Here is a 19553-nt window from a genome sequence, read left to right on the forward strand (position 1 = left end):
GCCGGGGAGCCTCCGCAACGGCTCCCCGGCCCGGCGCGTCGCTCGTGGGGCACGGCCCCGGACGGCACGGCGTGGCCGGGGCGGCACGGCGGCCCGGGGCCCGGGACGACACGGCGGGCCCGGCCGGTACCGGATCATGACGCGACCGGGATGACCCCGCCGACCGGCACCCCCTACCCTTCCCCCTATGCGAGATCTTGTGGCGGGGATGAAGTACCTGGCGAAGGGCCAGAAGTGGGTCGCGCGGCACGGCCGATGGTGGGGGTTCGGGATGATCCCGGCACTGCTCACCCTGGTCGGGTACGCGGTGGCGCTGGTGTTCCTCGGCTCCCGGGCCGACGACCTGGCCGAATGGGCGACGCCGTTCGCCGACGACTGGGGCTCGCCCTGGCAGGGCATGGTGCGCACCGCGCTCGCCGCCATCGTGTTCGGCGGCGGACTGCTGCTCTCGGTCATCACCTTCACCGCGGTCACCCTGCTGGTCGGCCAGCCCTTCTACGAGTCGCTCTGCGAGAAGGTCGACGAGACCGAGGGCGGCGCGCCCACCCCGCCCGACGTGCCGCTCTGGCGCGAGCTGTTGATCTCCGCCCGGGACAGCCTGTACGTACTGGTGCGGGTGGCCGGCTTCGGCATCCTGCTGTTCGGCTGCGGCTTCATCCCGGTGGTCGGCCAGACCGTGGTGCCGGTGGCCGGGTTCCTGGTGTCCGGCTTCTTCCTCGCCGTCGAGCTGACCTCGGTCGGCCTGCAGCGGCGCGGGATCCCGCAGCGCGAGCGGCTGCGCCTGCTGCGCGGCCGGCTGCCGCTGGCCCTGGGCTTCGGCGTGCCGCTGATCCTGCTCTTCCTGGTCCCCTTCGTCACCGTCGTCGCCATGCCCGGCGCCGTGGCCGGTGCCACGCTGCTGGCCCGTGACCTGGTGCCGGTGGAGGAGGAGCCGGAGGAGGACGAGGACGCCGAGGGCCGGCTGCCCGACGGCGAGGGCGGGCCGGGCGGCGAGCACGGCGCGCCGCAGGCGCCGTACACCGGCGCGCCGCAGTACGGAGGCGTGCCGCAGTACGGGGACCCGTACGGGGGCGCCAACCCGTACGGGGGCGCGCCGCAGCACGGTGCCCCGCAGTACGGGAACCAGCCGTACGGGGGCCAGCCTTACGGGGGCCCGCAGTACGGGAGCGCGCAGCCGCCGTACGGGGCCGACCCGTACGCGGGCGGTTCGTACGGGAGCGGGCAGCCCGCCGACGGAAACCCGTACCGCGGCTGACCCCGCCCTCCCCTCCCGACCGTGCCCCCGCGCCCCGGGCCGTGAGCGGACGCTCACGCTCCGGTGAGACCGGGGGCGCGGGCGTGTGAAGCCGCCCACAGGGCGTTCGGCCGCTACTGCCGCCGATAGTCGTCGAACGGCCCGGCCGTCCGTCACCGGGCCCGACCGGGCTGTCGGGGAGGGGCCCCGGCGGCGGGCCGTCCGGGGAGGCGGCCCGTAAGGACGCAGGCCAGGGCCGCGTTCCCGGCCGTGAATCGCGGATTTCCGGTCCGTCCGGTTTCGACATCCCCCAAATCGGGCAAATAGGGACGAAGCGCTCGGCATCCGCCGGGCGCTTCGTCGTTTCCGCCGCCGCGTCCACTACCGGCCGTAGTAGCGGGGCTCGTTGCCGCCCGTGCCGCGACCTGCCAAGAATGGGCGCCGTCGCCTTGCAGCGCGGTGCGACCGACCCCCGCCCCGCGCCTCCCGCCCGCCCCGTCGTCACCGCCGGGGCGCCATGGCCGTCCCGTACGGCATCGCGGGCCTGCTCGCCCGAGCACCCTGCGCGATGCCGCACGCACCACCCCGCGTGCACCGCATGCACCCGACGCATGCCGCCACGCCCGTGCGCCCACCGCACGGACCGACCGGTGCCCGACGACGGCCCGCCCGACGGAAAAGGAACGTTCGCCCCATGCAGCTCAGCCATGCCCGCCGCAACTCCCTGATCACCGGTGTCGCCACCCTCCTGCTGTCCGGTGTCGCCACCGCCGCGCTCGCCCTGCCGCAGGGCGACACCGCCGTCGCGGAGGCGGCCGCGCCGGCGCACGGGATCTCGGCGGACGGCCTGGCGGTCGCGGCGGCGAGCCCCGAGCAGGCACAGGCGGACGCCCTCCCGATCCAGACCCAGGCGCAGGCCGAGGCCCAGGCCCAGGCGGACGCGGCGGCCGCGCAGCAGGCGCAGGACGCCCAGGCCCAGGCGGCGCAGGCCGAGGCGCAGGCCGCACAGGCCGAGGCCGAGGCGAAGGCCCAGGCGGAGGCGAAGGCCCAGGCGGAGGCCAGGGCACAGGCCGAGGCCAAGGCGAAGGCCGACGCCGCGGCCGCCGCCTCCCGCTCCCAGGCCCGCCCGACCCTGAACGCCAAGCCGGTCCTCTCCGGCAGCCCGCAGCAGATCGCCGCCCAGATCGTCCCGGCCGGCCAGCTGCAGTGCTTCAGCAACATCGTGTCGCACGAGAGCAGCTGGAAGGTCAACGCGACCAACGCCTCCTCCGGCGCGTACGGCCTGGTCCAGGCCCTGCCCGGCTCCAAGATGGCCTCGGCCGGCGCCGACTGGCGCACCAACCCCGCCACCCAGATCAAGTGGGGCCTGAACTACATGAACGAGCGCTACGGCAGCCCCTGCGGCGCCTGGGCGTTCTGGCAGTCCCACCACTGGTACTGATCGGACCGCACGGTCCGCACAGCGGGCGCGGCCGACCGGCCGCGCCCGTTTCCGCATGTCAAGACCGTCGTGGACGCGTTCCGAGCAGCATGTGAAGATTCGGCGGACGCCGTCGGGTTTCGTCCCAATTGCCCGTATTGATGGCCCGTCAGCGTTTTGCCACCGTTCGCGCGCGCTCCCTACGCTCCGGCGTCATGCCCTCACCCCTCATCAGCGTCGTGCTCCCCGCCTACGACCGGCAGAAACAGCTGGCGGAGTGCCTCGACTCGCTGCTCGCGCAGTCCTTCCGCGACTTCGAGGTCATCGTGGTCGCGGACCAGTCCCCCGACACGCCGCGCGACCTCGTGGACGCCTACGCGGAGCGCCACCCGCGGGTGTCCGTGCTGCACCTCAACGCGTCGGTGGGGGTCGGCCGCGCCCGCAACGCCGGCACGCTGCGCGCGGTCGGCGAGTACCTGCTGTTCCTGGACGCCGACCACGTCCTCCCGGAGGACGGCCTCCAGGCGATGGCCGACCGCCTCGCCGCGACCGGCCCGGTGGACGTCCTGCACTTCGGGCACACCCGCCGCCACGCCAGCCGCGACTGGCCCGGCGGCGCCGAGGCCCTGCTCGACGCGGTCGCCGCGGCCGGCCCCGAGGTGTTCGGCCCGCTGGACCACCCCGCGCTGCTCGGCGCTCCCCCGCTGATCTGGGACCGCCTGCTGCGCCGCGACCTCTGGTACGACCAGGCGCTGGCCTTCCCCGACGGCCGCTACGAGGAGGTCCCGGTCGTCCACCGGGCCGTGCTGCGCGCCGAGCGGATCGCCGTCCTGCCCCGCCCCTGCGTGCGGCTGCGCCGGCGCGAGACCGTCCACCCGACCGGCTCGCCGGGCAGCAGCCACTTCGACGTCTTCGAGCAGTACGAGCGCAGCTTCGCCCTGCTGGAGGACCGGCCCGAGCTGGAGCCGGTGCGCGATCCGCTGTTCACCCGGATGGTCCGGCACTACCTGTTCGTCTTCGACCTGGCCGGCTGCGTGGCGCGCGCGGAGCGGCCGCAGTTCTTCCAGCGGGCGGCCGAGCACCACCGCCGCTACCTGCCCGCCGATCACCGGCGGCCGGGCGGGCGCGAGGGCGTGAAGTTCTCGCTGCTGGCCGGCGGCTCGTACCCGGCCTTCGAGGTGGCCAAGCTCTCGCACATCGCGCGCAGCGCCGTGACCGGCTCGGCCCGCCGCCGCCCGCAGGCCGAGACCGCGACGGCCTGAGCCCCCGCACGCCTGGACGCACGCCCGCACGCCCGCACGCCCGCCGGAGCGGTCCGGCGGGCGCGGGCCGCCCACCCTCGGTGACCTACCGGAGCCGTACGATCACCCTTCGCGCCCACGGTCCGCGCGAAGCGGTCGGAAACGCCCGGACCGACGATCCTCCGACCTGATCGGCTCAGGACCGACCGCGCGCCGCGGGGTCGTCCGCCCCCGTAGCCGCCGGACGGCTGCCATGATCGGCAAGGTCGGCGACGAACCGTCCGCCGCCGCCCGTCCGCCGCCGTCCGGGAGGTCAGACCCGTGAGCCGCCCCTCCGCCGTACCCGGGGCCGACCTGGCCCGCGCGCTGGCCGACACGCTGCGCGGCGAGGTCCGCTTCGGCGCCGCCGAGCGCACCGTCTACAGCCACGACGCCTCCAACTACCGGCATCTGCCGCTCGGCGTGGTCAAGCCGGCCGACCTCGACGACGTCCGCACCGCCCTCGCCCTCTGCCGCCGGTACGGCACCCCGGTGGTCGCGCGCGGCTCCGGCACCAGCATCGGCGGCCAGGCGATCAACCCGGGCGCGGTGGTCCTGGACTTCCGCCGCCACCTCGGCGCCGTCCTGGAGGTGGACCCGGACCGCCGCACCGCCCGGGTCGAGCCCGGCACCGTGCTGGACGACCTCCAGCGCGCCGCCCGCCCGTACGGCCTGCGGTTCGGCCCGGACCCGTCCACCCACAGCCGCTGCACCCTCGGCGGCATGATCGGCAACGACTCCTGCGGCTCGCACTCGATCACCTGGGGCCGCACCGCCGACAACGTCGACTCGCTCGACCTGCTGCTCGCCGACGGCACCGAACTCACCGTCGGCGGCCCGCTCACCCCCGCCGGACGGACCGCGCTGCGCGCCGCCCCCGGCCGGATCGGCGAACTCCACCGCTCCCTCCAGGACTTCGCCGAACGCAACCTGGCCGCCATCCGCCGCGGCATGCCCGAGCTGCCCCGGCGCACCTCCGGCTACCCGATCGACGCCCTGCTCCCCGAGCGCGGGTACGACCTGGCGCGGGCGCTCACCGGCACCGAGGGCACCTGCGCGCTGCTGCTCGGCGCCACCGTCCGGCTGGTCGAGGACCCGCCGGCCCGCGCCCTGGTGGTGGCCGGCTACCCCGACGAGACCGCGGCCGCCGACGCCGTCCCCGCGCTGCTGCCGCTGCGCCCGCTCACCGTCGAGGGCATGGCCGCCGACCTGATCGAGGCCCTGCTCGCGGCCGGCCGCCGCCCGCCCGCGCTGGACCGGCTGCCCGAGGGCGCCTGCTGGCTGTTCCTGGAGACCGCCGGCGCCACCGCCGCCGAGGCCCTGGACGCGGCCCGGGCACTCGCCGTCGCCGTCCGGCGCGAACGCGGCGCCACCGCCGCCGTGGTCACCGACCCGGCCGAGCAGCGCCAGCTCTGGGGCGTACGGGAGGCCGGCGCCGGCATCGTCACCCGGCTGCCCGACGGCGGCGAGGCCTGGCCCGGCTGGGAGGACTCCGCCGTCCCGCCCGAACGGCTCGGCGCCTACCTGCGCGACCTGCGGGCCCTGCTGCGCGCCCACGGACTGCGCGGCGTCCCGTACGGGCACTTCGGCGAGGGCTGCGTGCACCTGCGGATCGACTTCCCGCTGGCCGCGCCCCAGGGGCGGCCGGTGTTCCGGGAGTTCATGGAGGCCGCGGCCGACCTGGTGGTCTCGTACGGCGGTTCGCTCTCCGGGGAGCACGGCGACGGCCAGGCCCGGGCCGAACTGCTGCCCCGGATGTACTCCCCCGAGATCATCGGTCTGTTCGGGGAGTTCAAGCGGATCTGGGACCCGGAGAACCTGCTCAACCCCGGCACCCTGGTCGACCCCCGCCCGCTCGACTCCGACCTGCGCTTCGCCGGACCGGTCCGCGAACTGCCGCTCGCCCTCCTGTACGAGCAGGACGACGGCAGCCTGCTCAAGGCGGTCCACCGCTGTGTGGGCGTGGCCAAGTGCGTGGACACCAGCACCGGGGTGATGTGCCCGAGCTACATGGCCACCGGCGAGGAACGCCACTCCACCCGCGGCCGGGCCCGGCTGCTCGCCGAGATGCTGCGCGGCGCGGGGGCGCCTCCCGGCCACCCGGCCGGGGGAGCCGTCCGGGACGGCTGGCGCTCCGAGGAGGTCCGCGAGGCGCTGGACCTCTGCCTCGGCTGCAAGGGCTGCGCCAGCGACTGCCCGGTCCACGTCGACATGGCCACCTACAAGGCCGAGTTCCTGCACCAGCACTACCGCCGCCGCGGGCGCCCGCTCTCCCACTACTCGATGGGCTGGCTGCCGGTGTGGCTGCGGGCGGTCGCGCTCGCCCCCGGCGCGGCCAACCTGATCGCCCGCTCCCCGGCCGCCGGCCCGCTCAAGCGCCTCGGGGGGATCGACCGGCGCCGGCCGATCCCGGTGTTCCCGCCGGAGACCTTCGGCCGCTGGTTCCGCCGTCACCGGGCCGCCCACCCGGCCCCGGCCGGCGCCGAGCGGGTGCTGCTCTGGCCCGACACCTTCTCCGACCACCTCCAGCCGAACGTGCTGCGCGCCGCCGTCGAGGTCCTGGAGCACCTCGGCTTCGCCGTGGAGCTGCCCGCCGGCCCGGTCTGCTGCGGCCTCACCTGGTACTCCACCGGCCAACTCACCACCGCCCGCCGGGTGATGCGCCGCAGCGTCCGGGTGCTCGCGGCCTCCGGCGACCTGCCGGTGGTCGGCCTGGACCCCAGCTGCACCGCCACCCTGCGCGAGGACCTGCCCCGCCTGCTCGGCCCGGACGGCCGCCCGGTCGCCGAACGCACCCGTACCTTCGCCGAGTTCATCGACGAGTACGCCCCCGACGCCGAACTACCCCGGCTCACCGCCGAGGCCATCACCCAGACCCACTGCCACCAGCACGCCGTCCTCGGCACCGCCGCCGACCGCCGGGTGGAGGCCCGGACGGGCCTGCACAACCGCGTCCTCGACTCCGGCTGCTGCGGCCTGGCCGGCAACTTCGGCTTCGAACGCGGCCACTGGGAGGTCTCCACCGCGGTCGCCGAACGCGTCCTGCTCCCCGAGGTCCGCGCCGCCGACCCGGACACCCTCATCCTCGCCGACGGCTACAGCTGCCGCACCCAGATCACCCACCTCGCCCAGGGCCGCCGCCCCCTCCACCTCGCCGAGGCCCTCCAGCAGGCCCTGCGCGCCCAGCGCCTTGAACGCGGGGAGGGCTCCGACGGGATTTCCGGATGACGGTCTTATCCCTTGGGAACCCTGAGAGTTGAATGACCGTCATCTCTGGAACAGAAGTCCACCGATTTCTCAGGGGGCACCGATGCTGGTGGAGACAGTGACCGCGGTGGCGGCGGCCGGGGGCGCGGGGGTCGTCCAGGCGGCCGGCACCGACACCTGGACGGCGCTGCGCGCCCGGGTGGCCCGGCTGCTCGGACGCGGGCGCCCGGAGACAGAACGGGCCGTCCTGGAGCGCCTCGACCGCACCGGCGAGGCGCTCACGGCCACCGGACCGGACATTGCCGCCCAGGTGTCCAGCCAGCAGGAGGCCTCCTGGCGGACCAGGTTCGAGGACTTCCTGGACACTCTCGGTCCCGCTGAACAGGCCGTTGCCGTAGAGGAGTTGCGCGCCCTGCTCGCCGAGGCGGGCAGCCCCGCGCCCCCACCGGCCGTGCACGCCGAGAACAGCGGGGTGACCGTCGGCGGCAGCCTCTCCAACCACGGGGGCGTCATCGGCCGCGACTTCACCGCCGCGGTCACCATCGGCGGCACCGACCGCCCTACCCCGCCGGGGCCGGACCAGCGCTGACCGCCCCCGGGACCGGCACCGACCCCACGATCCCCGGCGGAGGCGTGCGCAGCGAGCGCGACCTCGTCGTCTCCGGCGGTGTGGTGGCCGAGCGCGTCCACGAACTGCACCTGTACCGCCCGGACACCGCCGCACCGGAGAGCACTCTCCGCCCCCTGCTGCTGGGCACCCTCCCCGCCCCGGCGGACTGCTACCGCCACCGGCCGGCCGTGGAAGGGGCGCCGGCCGCCGGCCCGGTGGTGCTCAGCGGCCCCGCCGGCTCCGGCAAGACCCAGGCCGCCGCCCACCACGCCCGGCTCGCCCTGCGCGAGGGCATGGCGGACGTCGTGCTGTGGGCCGACGCGGACAACCGGGCCTCCCTCACCGCCTCCTACGCCCGGGCCGCCGGGCGGCTCGGCCAGGAGGAGACTGCGGAGAGCCTCATCCGCTGGCTCACCATCACCGGGGAACGCTGGCTGATCGTCCTGGACGGGCTCACGGACCCCGCCCTCCTGGCCGAGCTCGGGCCGCCGCCGTCCGCGTGCGGCCGGGTCGTGGTGACCACCCGGAGCGGGAGCAACGCGCTGCACTCCAGCCTCCACCGGGTGATCCGGGTCGGCCCGTTCACCGCCGAGGAGGCCGCCGGATATCTCGCCGACCGGCTCGCCCTGCACGAATGGACCGGCCCGTACGCGGAGTTGACCCACGGCCTGGATCCCCTCCCGGCCGCGCTCGCCGAGGCCGCCGGGCAGCTGATCGACCGGGCCGACGGCCATCCGGCGCTGCGTCGCGACCCCGGGCGGACCCGCCGGCCGGCCGGCTGCCCGCTCTGCGACCCTCCCGGCGCCGGGCCCGGGGACGGCCTCACCTTCGCGCTCCGGCACGCCCCCGGCGACCGGCTCTGGGCCCGCTGGACCGAGGCCGTCCTGACCCGGGCCGGGCTGCGTCCGGCCCGGGGGACTCCTGCGGACCGGACGATCACCCTGCTCTCCCCCGCCCTCCCCGGTTCACCCGCGACCGAGGGGCCGCCCGGCCCTGGGCACGTCGTCGCCCGGATCGCCCCCGCCGTGCTCCCCGCGGACCACGGCGCCCTCCCGCTCGCCGAGCTCACCGGGCACGACCCGGCGGCGGCCGCCGCCGAACTGCTCGCCGCCCTGGGCATCGGCGGGCCGGTGCCCGACCTGACCGGCCTGCGCCACCCGGGGACGGCACCCGCGCACCTCAGGCTCCCGCCCCGGCACCCCTCGTTCACCGGGCGCGACGCCGTCCTCGACCATCTGCACGAGCAGCTCGGAGGCGGCCCCACCGCGGTGCTGCCGCTCTCCCAAACGCTCTACGGGCTCGGCGGCATCGGCAAGACCCAGATCGCGCTGGAGTACGCCCACCGGTACCGCTCGGAGTACGACCTGGTGTGGTGGATCGACGCCGAGCAGACCGAGTCGGTCGTCCTCGCCATGGCCGACCTGGCGCACCGGCTGGGCCTGCCGGTCGGCGACTCGGTGGCCGAGGCCGCCGAGGCCGCCCGGGAGGCGCTGGGGCGCGGCGTGCCCACCGACCGCTGGCTGCTGGTCCTCGACAACGCCGACGACCCGGCCGACGTGCGCCCGTACTTCCCGGACGGGCCGGGCCGGATCCTGCTCACCTCGCGGAACCTGGACTGGACCCGGGTCGCCGACGCCCTGGAGGTCGACGTCTTCTCCCGGGCGGAGAGCGTCGAGCACCTGCGGCGCCGGGTCCGCGGGCTGTCGGCCGACGACGCGGCCACGGTGGCGGACGCGCTCGGCGACCTGCCGCTCGCGGTGGAGGTCGCGGCGGCCTGGCTGGACGCCACGGCGATGCCGGTCGAGGCCTACCTCGCCGAGCTGCGGCCGGCCCTCACCGCGGAGGGCGCCTTCGACTACCCGCGGTCGGTCGCCGCCACCTGGCACGTGTCCATCGGCCGGCTGCGGGTGGAGTCCCCCGCCGCGGCCCGCCTGTTGCAGTTGTGCGCCTACTTCGCCCCGGAGCCGATCGCCGCAAGGCTTCTGTACAGCGGCCGGACGGTCCAGGTACTGTCAGAGCACGATCCCGGCTGCACCAGCGTGTTCGCGGTCTCGGCCGCCGTCCGAGCCCTCGGCCGCTACTCGCTGGCCCGGGTGGACGCCGGCCGGGGGACCGTCCAGTTGCACCGGCTGGTGCAGGCGGTGGTCCGGCACGCGATGTCCGAGCGGGAGAGCGAGATCGCCGTGCACCAGGTTCATCAGATCCTCAATGACGCCCGACCGACGTCCGGCGGGATCGACGATCCCGCCAACTGGCCGGCGTTCAGCGACCTCTGGCCCCATCTGGCCCCTTCCCTGGCCTACCTGTGCGACGAGACCCGGACCCGCCAGCTGCACATCGATCGCCTCCGTTACCTCTGGAAGCGCGGAGACCTGACCCGAGCCCGCAGACTCGGCTACGACCTCGATGCCGTGTGGACCGACAGGCTCGGCACCGATGACCGCCAGACCCTCCAACTGCGCTTCCAACTCGCGAACGTCCTCCGCTCCGCGGGTGACCATGCCGCCGCGCTGTCGCTGGACGAAACGATCCTGGGGAGCCAGCGACGAGTGCTGGGCGAGCAGGACCCGGACACGCTGGCGACCGCCGGTTCGCTGGCCGCCGACCTGCGGTCGGCCGGCAGGTTCCGGGACGCCCTCGACCTCGACCTGGAGGTGTGGGACAACGTGCGCCGGCTGTACCCCGAGGACCATCCCCGGGTGCTCACGGCGGCCAACAACCTGGCCATCGACCACCGGCTGCTCGGCGACGACCGGGCCGCGCACGAGCTGGACCTGGACACCTTCGAACGGCGCAGCAGGGTGCTCGGTGCGCGCCACCCGTACACGCTGGCCAGCAGGGCCAACGTGGCCCGCGAGCTGCGAGAGCTCGGAGACCTCCGGGGTTCGGCCGACCTGCTGAGGGAGACCGTCGACACGCTGGCCGAGGTACTGGCGCCGGACGTGCTGGACAACCTGCGGACCACCGTCTCCCTGGCGGTCGCACTGCGGCGGACCGGGGAGCTCTCCACCGCCCTGGCGCTGACCCGGCGCACCTACGACCGCTTCCTGGCGCGCTACGGCCCCGACGTACCCGACGCGCTGGTCTGCGCGCTGAGCCTGGCGGCGGACCTCGGTGCGGCCGGGCGGCGCCGGGAGGCCCTGGGGCTCGCCGAGGAGGCCCTGGACCGCCACCGCCGCGTGCTCGGGGGCGGACACCCCTTCACCCTTGCGGCCGCCGCCGGTCTCGCGGTCCACCTGCGGCGCTGCGGACAGGTCGCGGAGGCGGCCGGTGTCGGTGAGGAGACGGTGAGGGCCCTGCTCCGTACCCTGGGCCCGGACCATCCGATCACCCTCGTGGCCACGGTCAACCTGGCCGAAGTCCGGATGGACCAGGACCGGCCGGCGCAGGCGGTGGAGCTGCTGCGCGACGCGCTGGGCCGGTTGCGCGCGCACCGCGGCCCGCGGCACCCGGACGCCCTGCTCTGCGCCGCCGCACTGGCCCGCGCCCTCCGGGCGATCGGCCCCTCCGAGGAGGCGGAGACCCTGCACGCCTCCGCCGTGGACGGGTTGCGGCGCCTGCTGGGCGAGGAGCACCCCGACACCGTGGCGGTCCGGGACGGGCGGGCGGTCGACCGGCTGCCGGAGACCCAGCCGGTGTGACCCGCGGCGATCGGCCGGAAGCGGTGACAGCGGGCGGAGGGCGGCCCACAATGGCGGGATGACGATCACCACCGCCGAGGCGGACAAGATCCTGGCCGACAACTTCGCCCCCTGGGTGCAGGCGCTCGGCCTGTCGGTGACCGAGGCCGGGGAGCGGCACGCGGTGCTGCGGCTGCCGTGGTCGGCCGCGCTGGCGCGGGAGGGCGGCGGGCTGTCGGGGCAGGCGATGATGGCCGCCGCCGACACCGCGAGCGTGATCGCGGTGTCGGCGGCGCGGGGCGGGTTCGGGCCGATGACCACCGTCCAGCAGTCGACCAGCTTCCAGCGGGCCGTGCTCGACCGGGACGTGCTGGTGCACGCCCGGGTCACCAAGCTGGGCCGGCGGATCGCCTTCCTGGACATCACCCTGACCGCCGAGGGCGAGGAGGAACCGGCCGCCCACGCCACCACGGTGTACGCGCTGGCCTAGGCGCCCGGCTCAGCGGAAGGTGCGCGGGGTCAGGTAGTCGGGGACGACCACCCGGCTCTGCGGGGAGACCTGGCGCACCAGCTCGGTGAAGGCCCGCAGGTCCACCCCCGGGTCGGGCTGCACGGGGTTGACCAGCGGCGTCTCGAACGTGTCCCAGTGCACCGGGACGACCGTGCGCGGGTGCCCGAGCGCCCGCAGCAGCCGGGGCACGTACTGGTGGGCGGTGGACGCGCGGCCGGGCACCGAGACCATCGCGATGTCCGGCCGCAGCCCGGCCACCTCGCGCTCGGCGAAGTCGCTGGCCCCCATCAGGAAGGCGGACGGGCCGCCGGCGAAGGTGACCTGGAAGGACAGGGTGTCCCCCTCGGGCAGCTCGCCGATGGTGGTGGGCGCCTGGGCCGGGACGGCGTGCAGGGTGCCCGGGGCGAAGTACTGGCGGGAGCCGTTGCGGCTGTGACGGCTGGAGAAGACCTCGACCACCAGCCCGTCCCCGAAGTCCAGCACCTCGCCGCCCCGGACCACGACCAGCTGCCCGGCCGGCACGTTCAGGGAGCGCAGCAGGTGGTAGGTGGTCTCGGTGCCGACGACCTTGGCGCCGGTGCTGATCGCGATGTGCGGGACGTCGTTGATGTGGTCCCAGTGGCTGTGCGTGACCAGGATCAGCTCCGGCCGGCCGATGTGCGCGTCGACCAGCCGGGTGTCGGTGGTCAGCCGGGTGCCCGGCTTGAACTCCTCGCTGTAGAGGCCGGTGTCGAAGCGGGTCAGGTACGGGTCCACCAGGACGGTGCGCCTGCCGCGGTCGATCCGCCAGCCGGCCGTGCCGAACCAGCGGTACACGGTGTCGGTCGCGCTCGCCGGGGAACCGGGCGCGACGGGCGCCGGCGGGGTGTCCGGGGCCGCCGGGGTGTCCGGCCCCCCGTCGGCCCGTTCGGCGGCGGCGGGCTGGGCCGCGGCCACCGTGACCAGGCCGGCACCGGCGACGGCGGCGGTACCGAGGAAGGAGCGGCGGTCGAATCCGGAACGGGGCATGCGGGATGATCCTCTCGGGCAGACGTCGGCTCACGGCGGCGGCGCTCTCCACACCGCCACCGTGAGGTCAACACGCCCCGGACACGCCCCGGGTTTCCTTCCCCGGCAAGCTTTCTGACGGATCCACAGGATCTCCCCGGACGCACACGCTTCGTGCACATCCGGTTCGGCCCCGCGGCTGTCGACGGGCCCTACGCCTTGCCGCCCGCCTCGGGCTCCTCGTCCCGGGCGCAGATCGCCGACACGAACTCCGCCACCCGGGCCTGCGGCAGGCCGTTGGCGATGTCCGACTCGCTGATCATCCCGACCAGTTCGTGCTCCGGGTGGTTGATCACCGGCAGCCGGCGCACCCGGTACTGCTCCATCACCCGCAGCACCTGGTCGGTGTCCTCGTCCGCCTCCACCACCATCGGCCGCCCCTCGGCCATCTCGCCCGCGGTCACCGTGGACGGGTCGCGGCCCTCGGCGATGCACTTGAGGACGATGTCCCGGTCGGTGAGGATGCCGAGGAGCTTCTGCTTCTCGCCGCAGATGGGCAGTGCCCCGACATCGCGTTCCTTCATGATCCGCGCGGCCTCGGCCAGGGTCTGTTCCGCGGTGACGCACTCGGCGCCCGGGTGCATGATGTCACTCGCCTTGGTCATGATCGGGCCTCCCTACGGAACTGCCGCTCCCCCGCACTCCATCCTCTGCCGCCCCGGGAGCCACCGCCACCGGGCCGGGCCCTCAGCCGCCCGGCTGCGGATCGGGGTCCTCCAGCGGGGAGTGCTCCAGCAGTTCTTCCAGCGAGGGCAGCGACGGCTGTTCGACGCCGTTGGGCCCGTGGCCCGGTTCGAGCTCGTCCGGCGGCCCCTCGGGGGGACGGGCACCGTCCGTCTCCTTGACGGCTGCTTGCCGCTGCACCTCGCCCGCCGCGTCCAGGAAGCGCAGCAGCTCCACCGGGAAGGGCAGGACCAGCGTCGAGTTCTTCTCCGCCGCGACCTCCACCACGGTCTGCAGCAGCCGCAGTTGGAGCGCGGCCGGGGTCGCGCTCATCACCGCGGCGGCCTCCGACAGCCGGGCCGAGGCCTGGTACTCGCCGTCCGCCGTGATGATCCGCGCGCGCCGCTCCCGCTCGGCCTCCGCCTGGCGGGCGATGGAACGCTTCATCGACTCCGGCAGGGCGACGTCCTTGATCTCCACCCGGTCGATCTCGATGCCCCAGCCGAGCGCCGGGCTGTCGATCATCAACTCCAGGCCCTGGTTGATCGGTTCGCGGTTGGCCAGCAGGTCGTCCAGCTCGCTCTTGCCGATGATCGACCGCAGCGAGGTCTGCGCGACCTGGGAGATCGCGAAGTTGTAGTCCTGCACGTTCACGGTCGCCCGCACCGGGTCGACCACGCGGAAGTACACCACCGCGTCGACCCGGACGGTCACGTTGTCGCGGGTGATGCCCTCCTGCGCGGGGATCGGCAGCGTCACGATCTGCACGTTCACCTTGCTCATCCGGTCCGCGATCGGCATCAGCCGCACCAGCCCGGGCCCGCGCACCTGCTCGCGCACCCGGCCGAAGCGGAACACCACGCCCCGCTGGTACTGCTGCACCACCCGCAGGCTCAGGCCGGCCCACACGGCCGCCACCACCAGGACCGCCAGCACCGCATCCAAGATCAGCATCACGGTCTCCTCGCGCCCGGCAGCGCCGCTCCCGGCACCGTGCGCCACCGGAGCGGCTGCTTCCAACGCTACGCCTGCCCGGTTCGGCCCGGTTCGAACCCGCCCGCGCCCTACCATCGACCCATGCCGCAGCCGCCGGACCGCGCCACCGCCCCGAAGGCCCCCGGGCCACCCGGCCCCCCCGGGAGCGACCCCGCCGGGGACCACGATCACCCCGGCCACCCCGCCGCGGCCGCGCCCCGGACCCCCGACCTGACCACCCTGGACCGGCTGGTCACCCACTGCCGCGCCTGCCCCCGCCTGGTCGAGTGGCGCGAACTGACCGCCCGCACCAAGCGCCGCGCCTACCAGGACTGGGACTACTGGGCCCGCCCGATCCCCGGCTTCGGCCCGCCCGACGCCCCGCTCCTCCTGGTCGGCCTCGCCCCCGCCGCGCACGGCGCCAACCGCACCGGCCGGATCTTCACCGGCGACCCCTCCGGCGACCTGCTGTACGCCGCCCTGCACCGGCTCGGCCTGGCCAACCGCGCCGAGTCCGTCCGCCACGGCGACGGGCTGCGGCTGGACGGCGTCCGGATCACCGATCCGGTCCGCTGCGCCCCGCCCGACAACAAGCCCACCACCGCCGAACGCGACACCTGCCGCCCCTGGATCACCCGCGAACTGGAGCTGCTGCGCCCCACCGTCCGGAGCGTCGTCGCGCTCGGCGGCTTCGCCTGGCAGGCCCTGCTCCCCGTACTCGCCGACGCGGGCTGGCGGCTGCCCCGCCCCCGGCCCGTGTTCGGCCACGGCGCCCACGTCACCCTGCCCGCCGCCGACGGCGGCCCGCCACTGGAGCTGTACGGCTGCTACCACGTCAGCCCGCGCAACACGAACACCGGCCGCCTCACCACCCCCATGCTGCGCGAGCTGCTGCGCACCGCCGCCCTCGCCGCCGGGCTCGACCCGCTGCCGGAGTCCGACAGCTAGGACCAGCGGACGAGCTTCGGCCTCCCGGCTGGCTGCCACACCGCCGGCAGCTCCTGGCGTGCCGCCTCCGCCGCCGCCAGCTGCTCCCCGTACAGCGCCCCGTAGGCGAAGGCGTCCTCCCGGCCGTCCACCCCGGCGAGGCGCCCGCGCAGGGCCGCGGCCGCGACCACGGCGTCCTGGTGCTCGCCCAGCACCTCCTGCACCGCCTTCATCCGCTCGGTGAAACGCCGGGCCGCCTTCCCCGCCACCGACTGGGCCGTCTCCCCCGCGTACCGCGCCCGCTTGGCCGCCTTGCGGGCGTCGTGCAGCCGCGCGTCCGCCTCGGGACCGCCCGGCTCGGCGAGCGCCGCCCGGACCCGCTCCGCCACCCGGCGCTGCTCCTTCGCCGCGATCCGGGCCAGCTCCGGCACGGCGTCGCGCCCCGCCCGTCCGCGCAGCGGCGGCTGCGCCAGCAGCGCGGCCAGCTCCTCGCCGAGCAGCCGCCGACGGGGACTGTCGAGGACCGCCACCGCCTCGGGCCAGGCCCGCCGGTACTCCTCGCGCCCCCAGCGCTCCAGCGCCTCGGCCATCCGCTGCGGCCCGCACTCGGCGGGCAGCTCACGGGCCCGCGCGACCAGCCGTTCGGTCAGCACCTCCTGGTCGCGGGCCCGCCCCAGCACCTGGCCCAGCCAGCGCAGCTCGCCGATCAGGTGCTCACCGGCGTCCCCGCGCAGCAGCCGGCGGTAGGTGCGCAGGGCGCTGCGCAGACGTCGGCAGGCCACCCGCATCCGGTGCACCGCGTCCGGCTCGTCCGCCCGGACGGCCTCGTCCAGGCCGGCCAGCGCCTCGGCCTGCTCGCCCAGCCGGGCCAGCACGGCCTCGCCCACCGTGCCGCCGGACCGCGTCCTCGCCGCCATCCACGATCACCCCGCCCGCTCGCGCCAGCCTCCAGGGACCATGCTCAAGGCTACGGCGAACCGAGCGCCCGCTGCCCGGCCGAGGCGTCCCGCTGACCCGGCAGTGCCACCCCCTCGGGCGGCCGGGCGGGCAGGGCGCCCACCGGACGGAAGGCGGCGGCATGCCGCTCGCAGAGCCAGTAGGTGTGCCCCTCGGGCGTGGTGACCTTGTCGAGGCCGCCCCAGCGCTGCTCGGGGTCGAGGCCGGTGAGCACGGCCTGCAGGGCCCGGAACTCGGAATGGCGGGTGGCCCGCAGGTGGGTGTTCACGTCCAGTCGGCGGAACTCCTCCGGCATGCCGTCCAGCAGCGACTTCGCCAGCTCCATCTGGTCCTTGACCGCCTTGCCCGTGTCCTCCGCCAGTGCGCCGAACCCGGCGCCCACCACCGGCACCGCGAACTTCAGCACCGTCGCCACCCTCTCCGCGTACGGCACCAGCACGGCCAGCCGCTCCGAGGTCACCGGCACCTCGTACGGCTCCACACCCTCCAGCCGGTGCCACTCACCGGGGGCCTCGCAGTACAGGTGCACCAGGAGCCGCTTGCCCGATGGCGCCAGGCCGCGGAGGCGCTTGCGGCTGACCTGCTCGACGGCGATCACACCGGGGCAGAGCACCTCCTGGCGGCTCTGGCCGGCCCGCTGCACGGAGAGGAAGGTGCGCTGCTGCTCGGCGAGCATCGCGGCGAACTGGTTGCGGCTGCGCTCGGCCTCGTCGCCGACCCGGTCGCCGACGGCCGTCACGGCCCGGCCCAGCTGCGCCAGCCTGAGGTTGGTCAGCTCCACCAGCTGGTTGGTCACGGCGAGTTGGGGTGGCGCGATGCCCTGGAGCAGCATCCGCACCGGAAGGTCGTCCAGATGGGCCGGGCACTCGATCAGCTCGCGCGGCGGGTTGCGGACGAGCCGGGCCACCAGTTGCTCGTACTGGAACTCGTGCGGGCAGGGCGCACCGTCGTCCGCGCGGTCCGGGCAGGGCACGGTCCGGCTGATGTCCAGGCCCGGGTAGCGGGCGAGAGTCTGCTCGAAGCCGTCCTTGAGCACCGCGAAGAAGTCGTTGGGGTACGGGCCCCGGACGCTGATCTCGGCCGTCTTGGCGTGCCGGTCGACCGTGATCAGCCCGAGGTGGGCGCCGTCCGGGTGGGCGAACAGCGCGCCGGAGCGCCAGTGCAGCCCGGTGGAGAAGCGGTGCGAGCGGGCCAGGAACCAGGTGGGGATGCCCGGCGGCACGGTGTGCAGGTGATAGCGGAGCCGCAACTCCCGTTCTTCCGAGGCATCCTCCCAGCGCTGCTGGTACTCGGGCGGCTCCCAGGGAAGCAGTTCGACGACCAGGCTGCCGATGCCGTCGTCGGTCCGGTAGGAGAGGTCGAACTTCTCCATCATCGGGATGAAGTGCCGCCGCACCGGCCGCTCGACGTCGATCCACAGTTCGTCGCCGTACGCGTGCCGGAACACCCCGCGCTCGTGGAGCACCTCGTGCGAGTCGAGCACCCGGCTGATGTACGTCGTCAGCCACTGCGGGCGCAGCACGACCAGGTCGCGCAGTTCCTCGTCCTCGGGGTAGTAGAGCAGATCACCGAGGCTGTGCAGGGCGGCGGTGAGCGAGTCCTGCGAGTCCCGCTCGGTGACGCCCTCCAGCGCCATCAGGGCGCGCAGTTCCTCGGGCTCGACGTGCTTGGCCCGGTGGGCCCGGACCGCGTCGGCGGCCGCCAGCCAGTGGCGCGGCCAGCGGGCACCCATCAGCGGCAGCCGGGCGGCCTCGGCGCGGACCAGCTCGCGGACCTCGTCCACGCCCTCACCGGTGGCGCTGTCGACGGCCGCGCTCGCCACGATCAACCCCGGGTAGGAATCGCGCAGTTCGGTCAGCGGAAGGTCCGGCGGACGGGGGCCGAGGTGGGTCGCCACCAGGACGACCGGGGCCTGCGGGGCCCGCGCCTTGATCATGTCGAGCCAGTAGTGGATCTTCCCGGCCTCCCAGCCGGCCTGGGAGTCCCAGAGCAGCAGGAAGAGCGAACGGTCCGTCAGGAAGAACTGGTGGGTGGCGTGGTAGATCTCCTGACCGCCGAAGTCCCAGGTGGCGAGCTGCATCTCGATCGAATCGCCCGCGTCGGAGGGCGGGGCCGGGTGGTCGAGGTCCAGCCGCCCGACCGCCAGGCCGTGAGTGGTCTCCTCGCGTGGATTGTGCTGCTCACCGCGCAGGGCGCGCAGCAGCGAGGTCTTGCCCACCCGGCCCTCGCCGACCACCACCACCTTGGACGCCCACTGGCGGACCGGGTCGCTCTGCGCCGAGGCCAGGAAAGAGCGGATCGTGGCGGGCCCGGCCGCGACCACCTCGGGTGGCGGGAAGAGCAGCGGGTTGCCCTCTACGTTGAGCTCACTCAGGTGCGGGAGGGCCCCGAGGAAGGTGGGTAGTTCGACCAGGCTGTTGCGCGAGACATCCAGGCTGACGAGATCCTGCAACCGGTTCATGAACGGCGGCAGTTCGGTCAGCCCGAGTCCACGCACGGAGAGAACCTGCAGCCGCCAAAGGTCCCCCACGCAGGCCGGGATCCCCCGTAGGCGGACGTCGTCCAGCCACAGCATCTCCAGGCCGGTGAGCCGTCCGAGCTCTGCGGGCAGGGAGCGCAGGGGGTTGAGGCCGAGCACCAGGCCTGTGAGTCCGGGCAAGCCGGTGATCGCCTCCGGCAGCTCCTCCAGCCGGTTCATCGAGAGATCGAGCGACTTGAGGCGCTGCAACCCGGCCAGCCCCTGCGGAAGGGCCGAGATGCGGTTGCCCCTGACTTTCAGAATCCTCAACCCGGCCACCTGAGACACTTCGCCGGGGAGCTCGGACAAGTCATTGTGTGAGATATCGAGGATCTGAAGCTCTGTCAATCGACTGATACCCTCAAGTCGACTCAGCTCGTTCATGCTCAGGTCCAAGTCGACAAGGTGCGTCAACTCGAATACGCTTTCGGGAACTTCGTGGAGACCAAGGCCTGAAAGCCTCAAGGCGGGCGCTCCGCGACGGGCGCATTGCCCGATCCGGTACGCAGCCTCCTCCTCACCGTCCCTGTACTCGAACTCGTCCCTCGGCGGCTCGGAGTACATCTGATCTCCCTTTCCATGGA

General features: G+C 74.6%; 13 protein-coding genes and 1 pseudogene. 8 read left to right on the plus strand and 6 right to left on the minus strand.

The genetic code is table 11. The features are described 5' to 3' along the window. Positions 1 to 187 precede the first annotated feature (187 nt). The 7 genes from ACWEQL_RS22890 (at position 188) to ACWEQL_RS22920 (ending at position 11861) form a co-directional block, all read left to right on the plus strand. Entirely contained in the window at positions 188 to 1255 is a 1068-nt protein-coding gene (locus ACWEQL_RS22890) for an EI24 domain-containing protein (protein WP_452152149.1), read from the plus strand. Between the two features lie 673 nt (positions 1256 to 1928). Beyond that, entirely contained in the window at positions 1929 to 2675 is a 747-nt protein-coding gene (locus ACWEQL_RS22895) for an aggregation-promoting factor C-terminal-like domain-containing protein (protein WP_452152150.1), read from the plus strand. A gap of 194 nt (positions 2676 to 2869) precedes the next feature. Next, positions 2870 to 3916, plus strand: a complete 1047-nt coding sequence (locus ACWEQL_RS22900; RefSeq protein ID WP_452152151.1) for a glycosyltransferase family 2 protein — start codon at positions 2870 to 2872, stop codon at positions 3914 to 3916. Positions 3917 to 4216: 300 nt separating this feature from the next. Next, positions 4217 to 7162, plus strand: coding sequence for an FAD-binding and (Fe-S)-binding domain-containing protein (locus ACWEQL_RS22905; protein WP_452152152.1), 2946 nt, complete (start codon positions 4217 to 4219; stop codon positions 7160 to 7162). Positions 7163 to 7244: 82 nt separating this feature from the next. Beyond that, entirely contained in the window at positions 7245 to 7730 is a 486-nt protein-coding gene (locus tag ACWEQL_RS22910; protein ID WP_452152153.1) for a hypothetical protein, read from the plus strand. 44 nt (positions 7731 to 7774) lie between these two features. Beyond that, complete coding sequence (gene fxsT, locus ACWEQL_RS22915) at positions 7775 to 11392, plus strand: FxSxx-COOH system tetratricopeptide repeat protein (protein WP_452152154.1); 3618 nt, start codon at positions 7775 to 7777, stop codon at positions 11390 to 11392. A gap of 58 nt (positions 11393 to 11450) precedes the next feature. Beyond that, the gene (locus ACWEQL_RS22920; protein WP_452152155.1) at positions 11451 to 11861 is read left to right on the plus strand and encodes a PaaI family thioesterase; all 411 of its coding nucleotides are present in this window, start codon (positions 11451 to 11453) and stop codon (positions 11859 to 11861) included. Positions 11862 to 11870: 9 nt separating this feature from the next. Here ACWEQL_RS22920 and ACWEQL_RS22925 read toward each other — a convergent pair whose 3' ends face one another. The 3 genes from ACWEQL_RS22925 to ACWEQL_RS22935 form a co-directional block, all read right to left on the minus strand. Beyond that, positions 11871 to 12890 carry an MBL fold metallo-hydrolase gene (locus tag ACWEQL_RS22925; RefSeq protein WP_452152156.1) on the minus strand — a complete coding sequence of 340 codons (1020 nt, stop codon included), beginning with the start codon at positions 12888 to 12890 and terminating at the stop codon, positions 11871 to 11873. 191 nt (positions 12891 to 13081) lie between these two features. Then, complete coding sequence (locus tag ACWEQL_RS22930) at positions 13082 to 13534, minus strand: CBS domain-containing protein (RefSeq protein WP_452152157.1); 453 nt, start codon at positions 13532 to 13534, stop codon at positions 13082 to 13084. Between the two features lie 82 nt (positions 13535 to 13616). Next, complete coding sequence (locus tag ACWEQL_RS22935; protein WP_452152158.1) at positions 13617 to 14546, minus strand: slipin family protein; 930 nt, start codon at positions 14544 to 14546, stop codon at positions 13617 to 13619. 123 nt (positions 14547 to 14669) lie between these two features. Here ACWEQL_RS22935 and ACWEQL_RS22940 point away from each other — a divergent pair, with 123 nt between their 5' ends. Next, positions 14670 to 15515, plus strand: coding sequence for a uracil-DNA glycosylase (locus tag ACWEQL_RS22940; RefSeq protein WP_452152159.1), 846 nt, complete (start codon positions 14670 to 14672; stop codon positions 15513 to 15515). Here ACWEQL_RS22940 and ACWEQL_RS22945 read toward each other — a convergent pair. The 3 genes and pseudogenes from ACWEQL_RS22945 to ACWEQL_RS22955 form a co-directional block, all read right to left on the minus strand. Further along, on the minus strand, positions 15512 to 16411 hold the full coding sequence (locus ACWEQL_RS22945) for a CHAD domain-containing protein (protein ID WP_452152160.1): 900 nt from the start codon (positions 16409 to 16411) through the stop codon (positions 15512 to 15514). The genes ACWEQL_RS22940 and ACWEQL_RS22945 overlap by 4 nt on opposite strands. Before the next feature lie 50 nt (positions 16412 to 16461). After that, positions 16462 to 19239: a COR domain-containing protein gene (locus tag ACWEQL_RS22950; RefSeq protein WP_452152176.1), complete on the minus strand. Its 2778-nt coding sequence runs from the start codon at positions 19237 to 19239 to the stop codon at positions 16462 to 16464. Positions 19240 to 19287: 48 nt separating this feature from the next. Next, positions 19288 to 19533, minus strand: a pseudogene (locus ACWEQL_RS22955) (hypothetical protein); the annotation flags it as partial. Positions 19534 to 19553 lie beyond the last annotated feature (20 nt).

The organism is Kitasatospora sp. NPDC004240 (assembly GCF_053603215.1).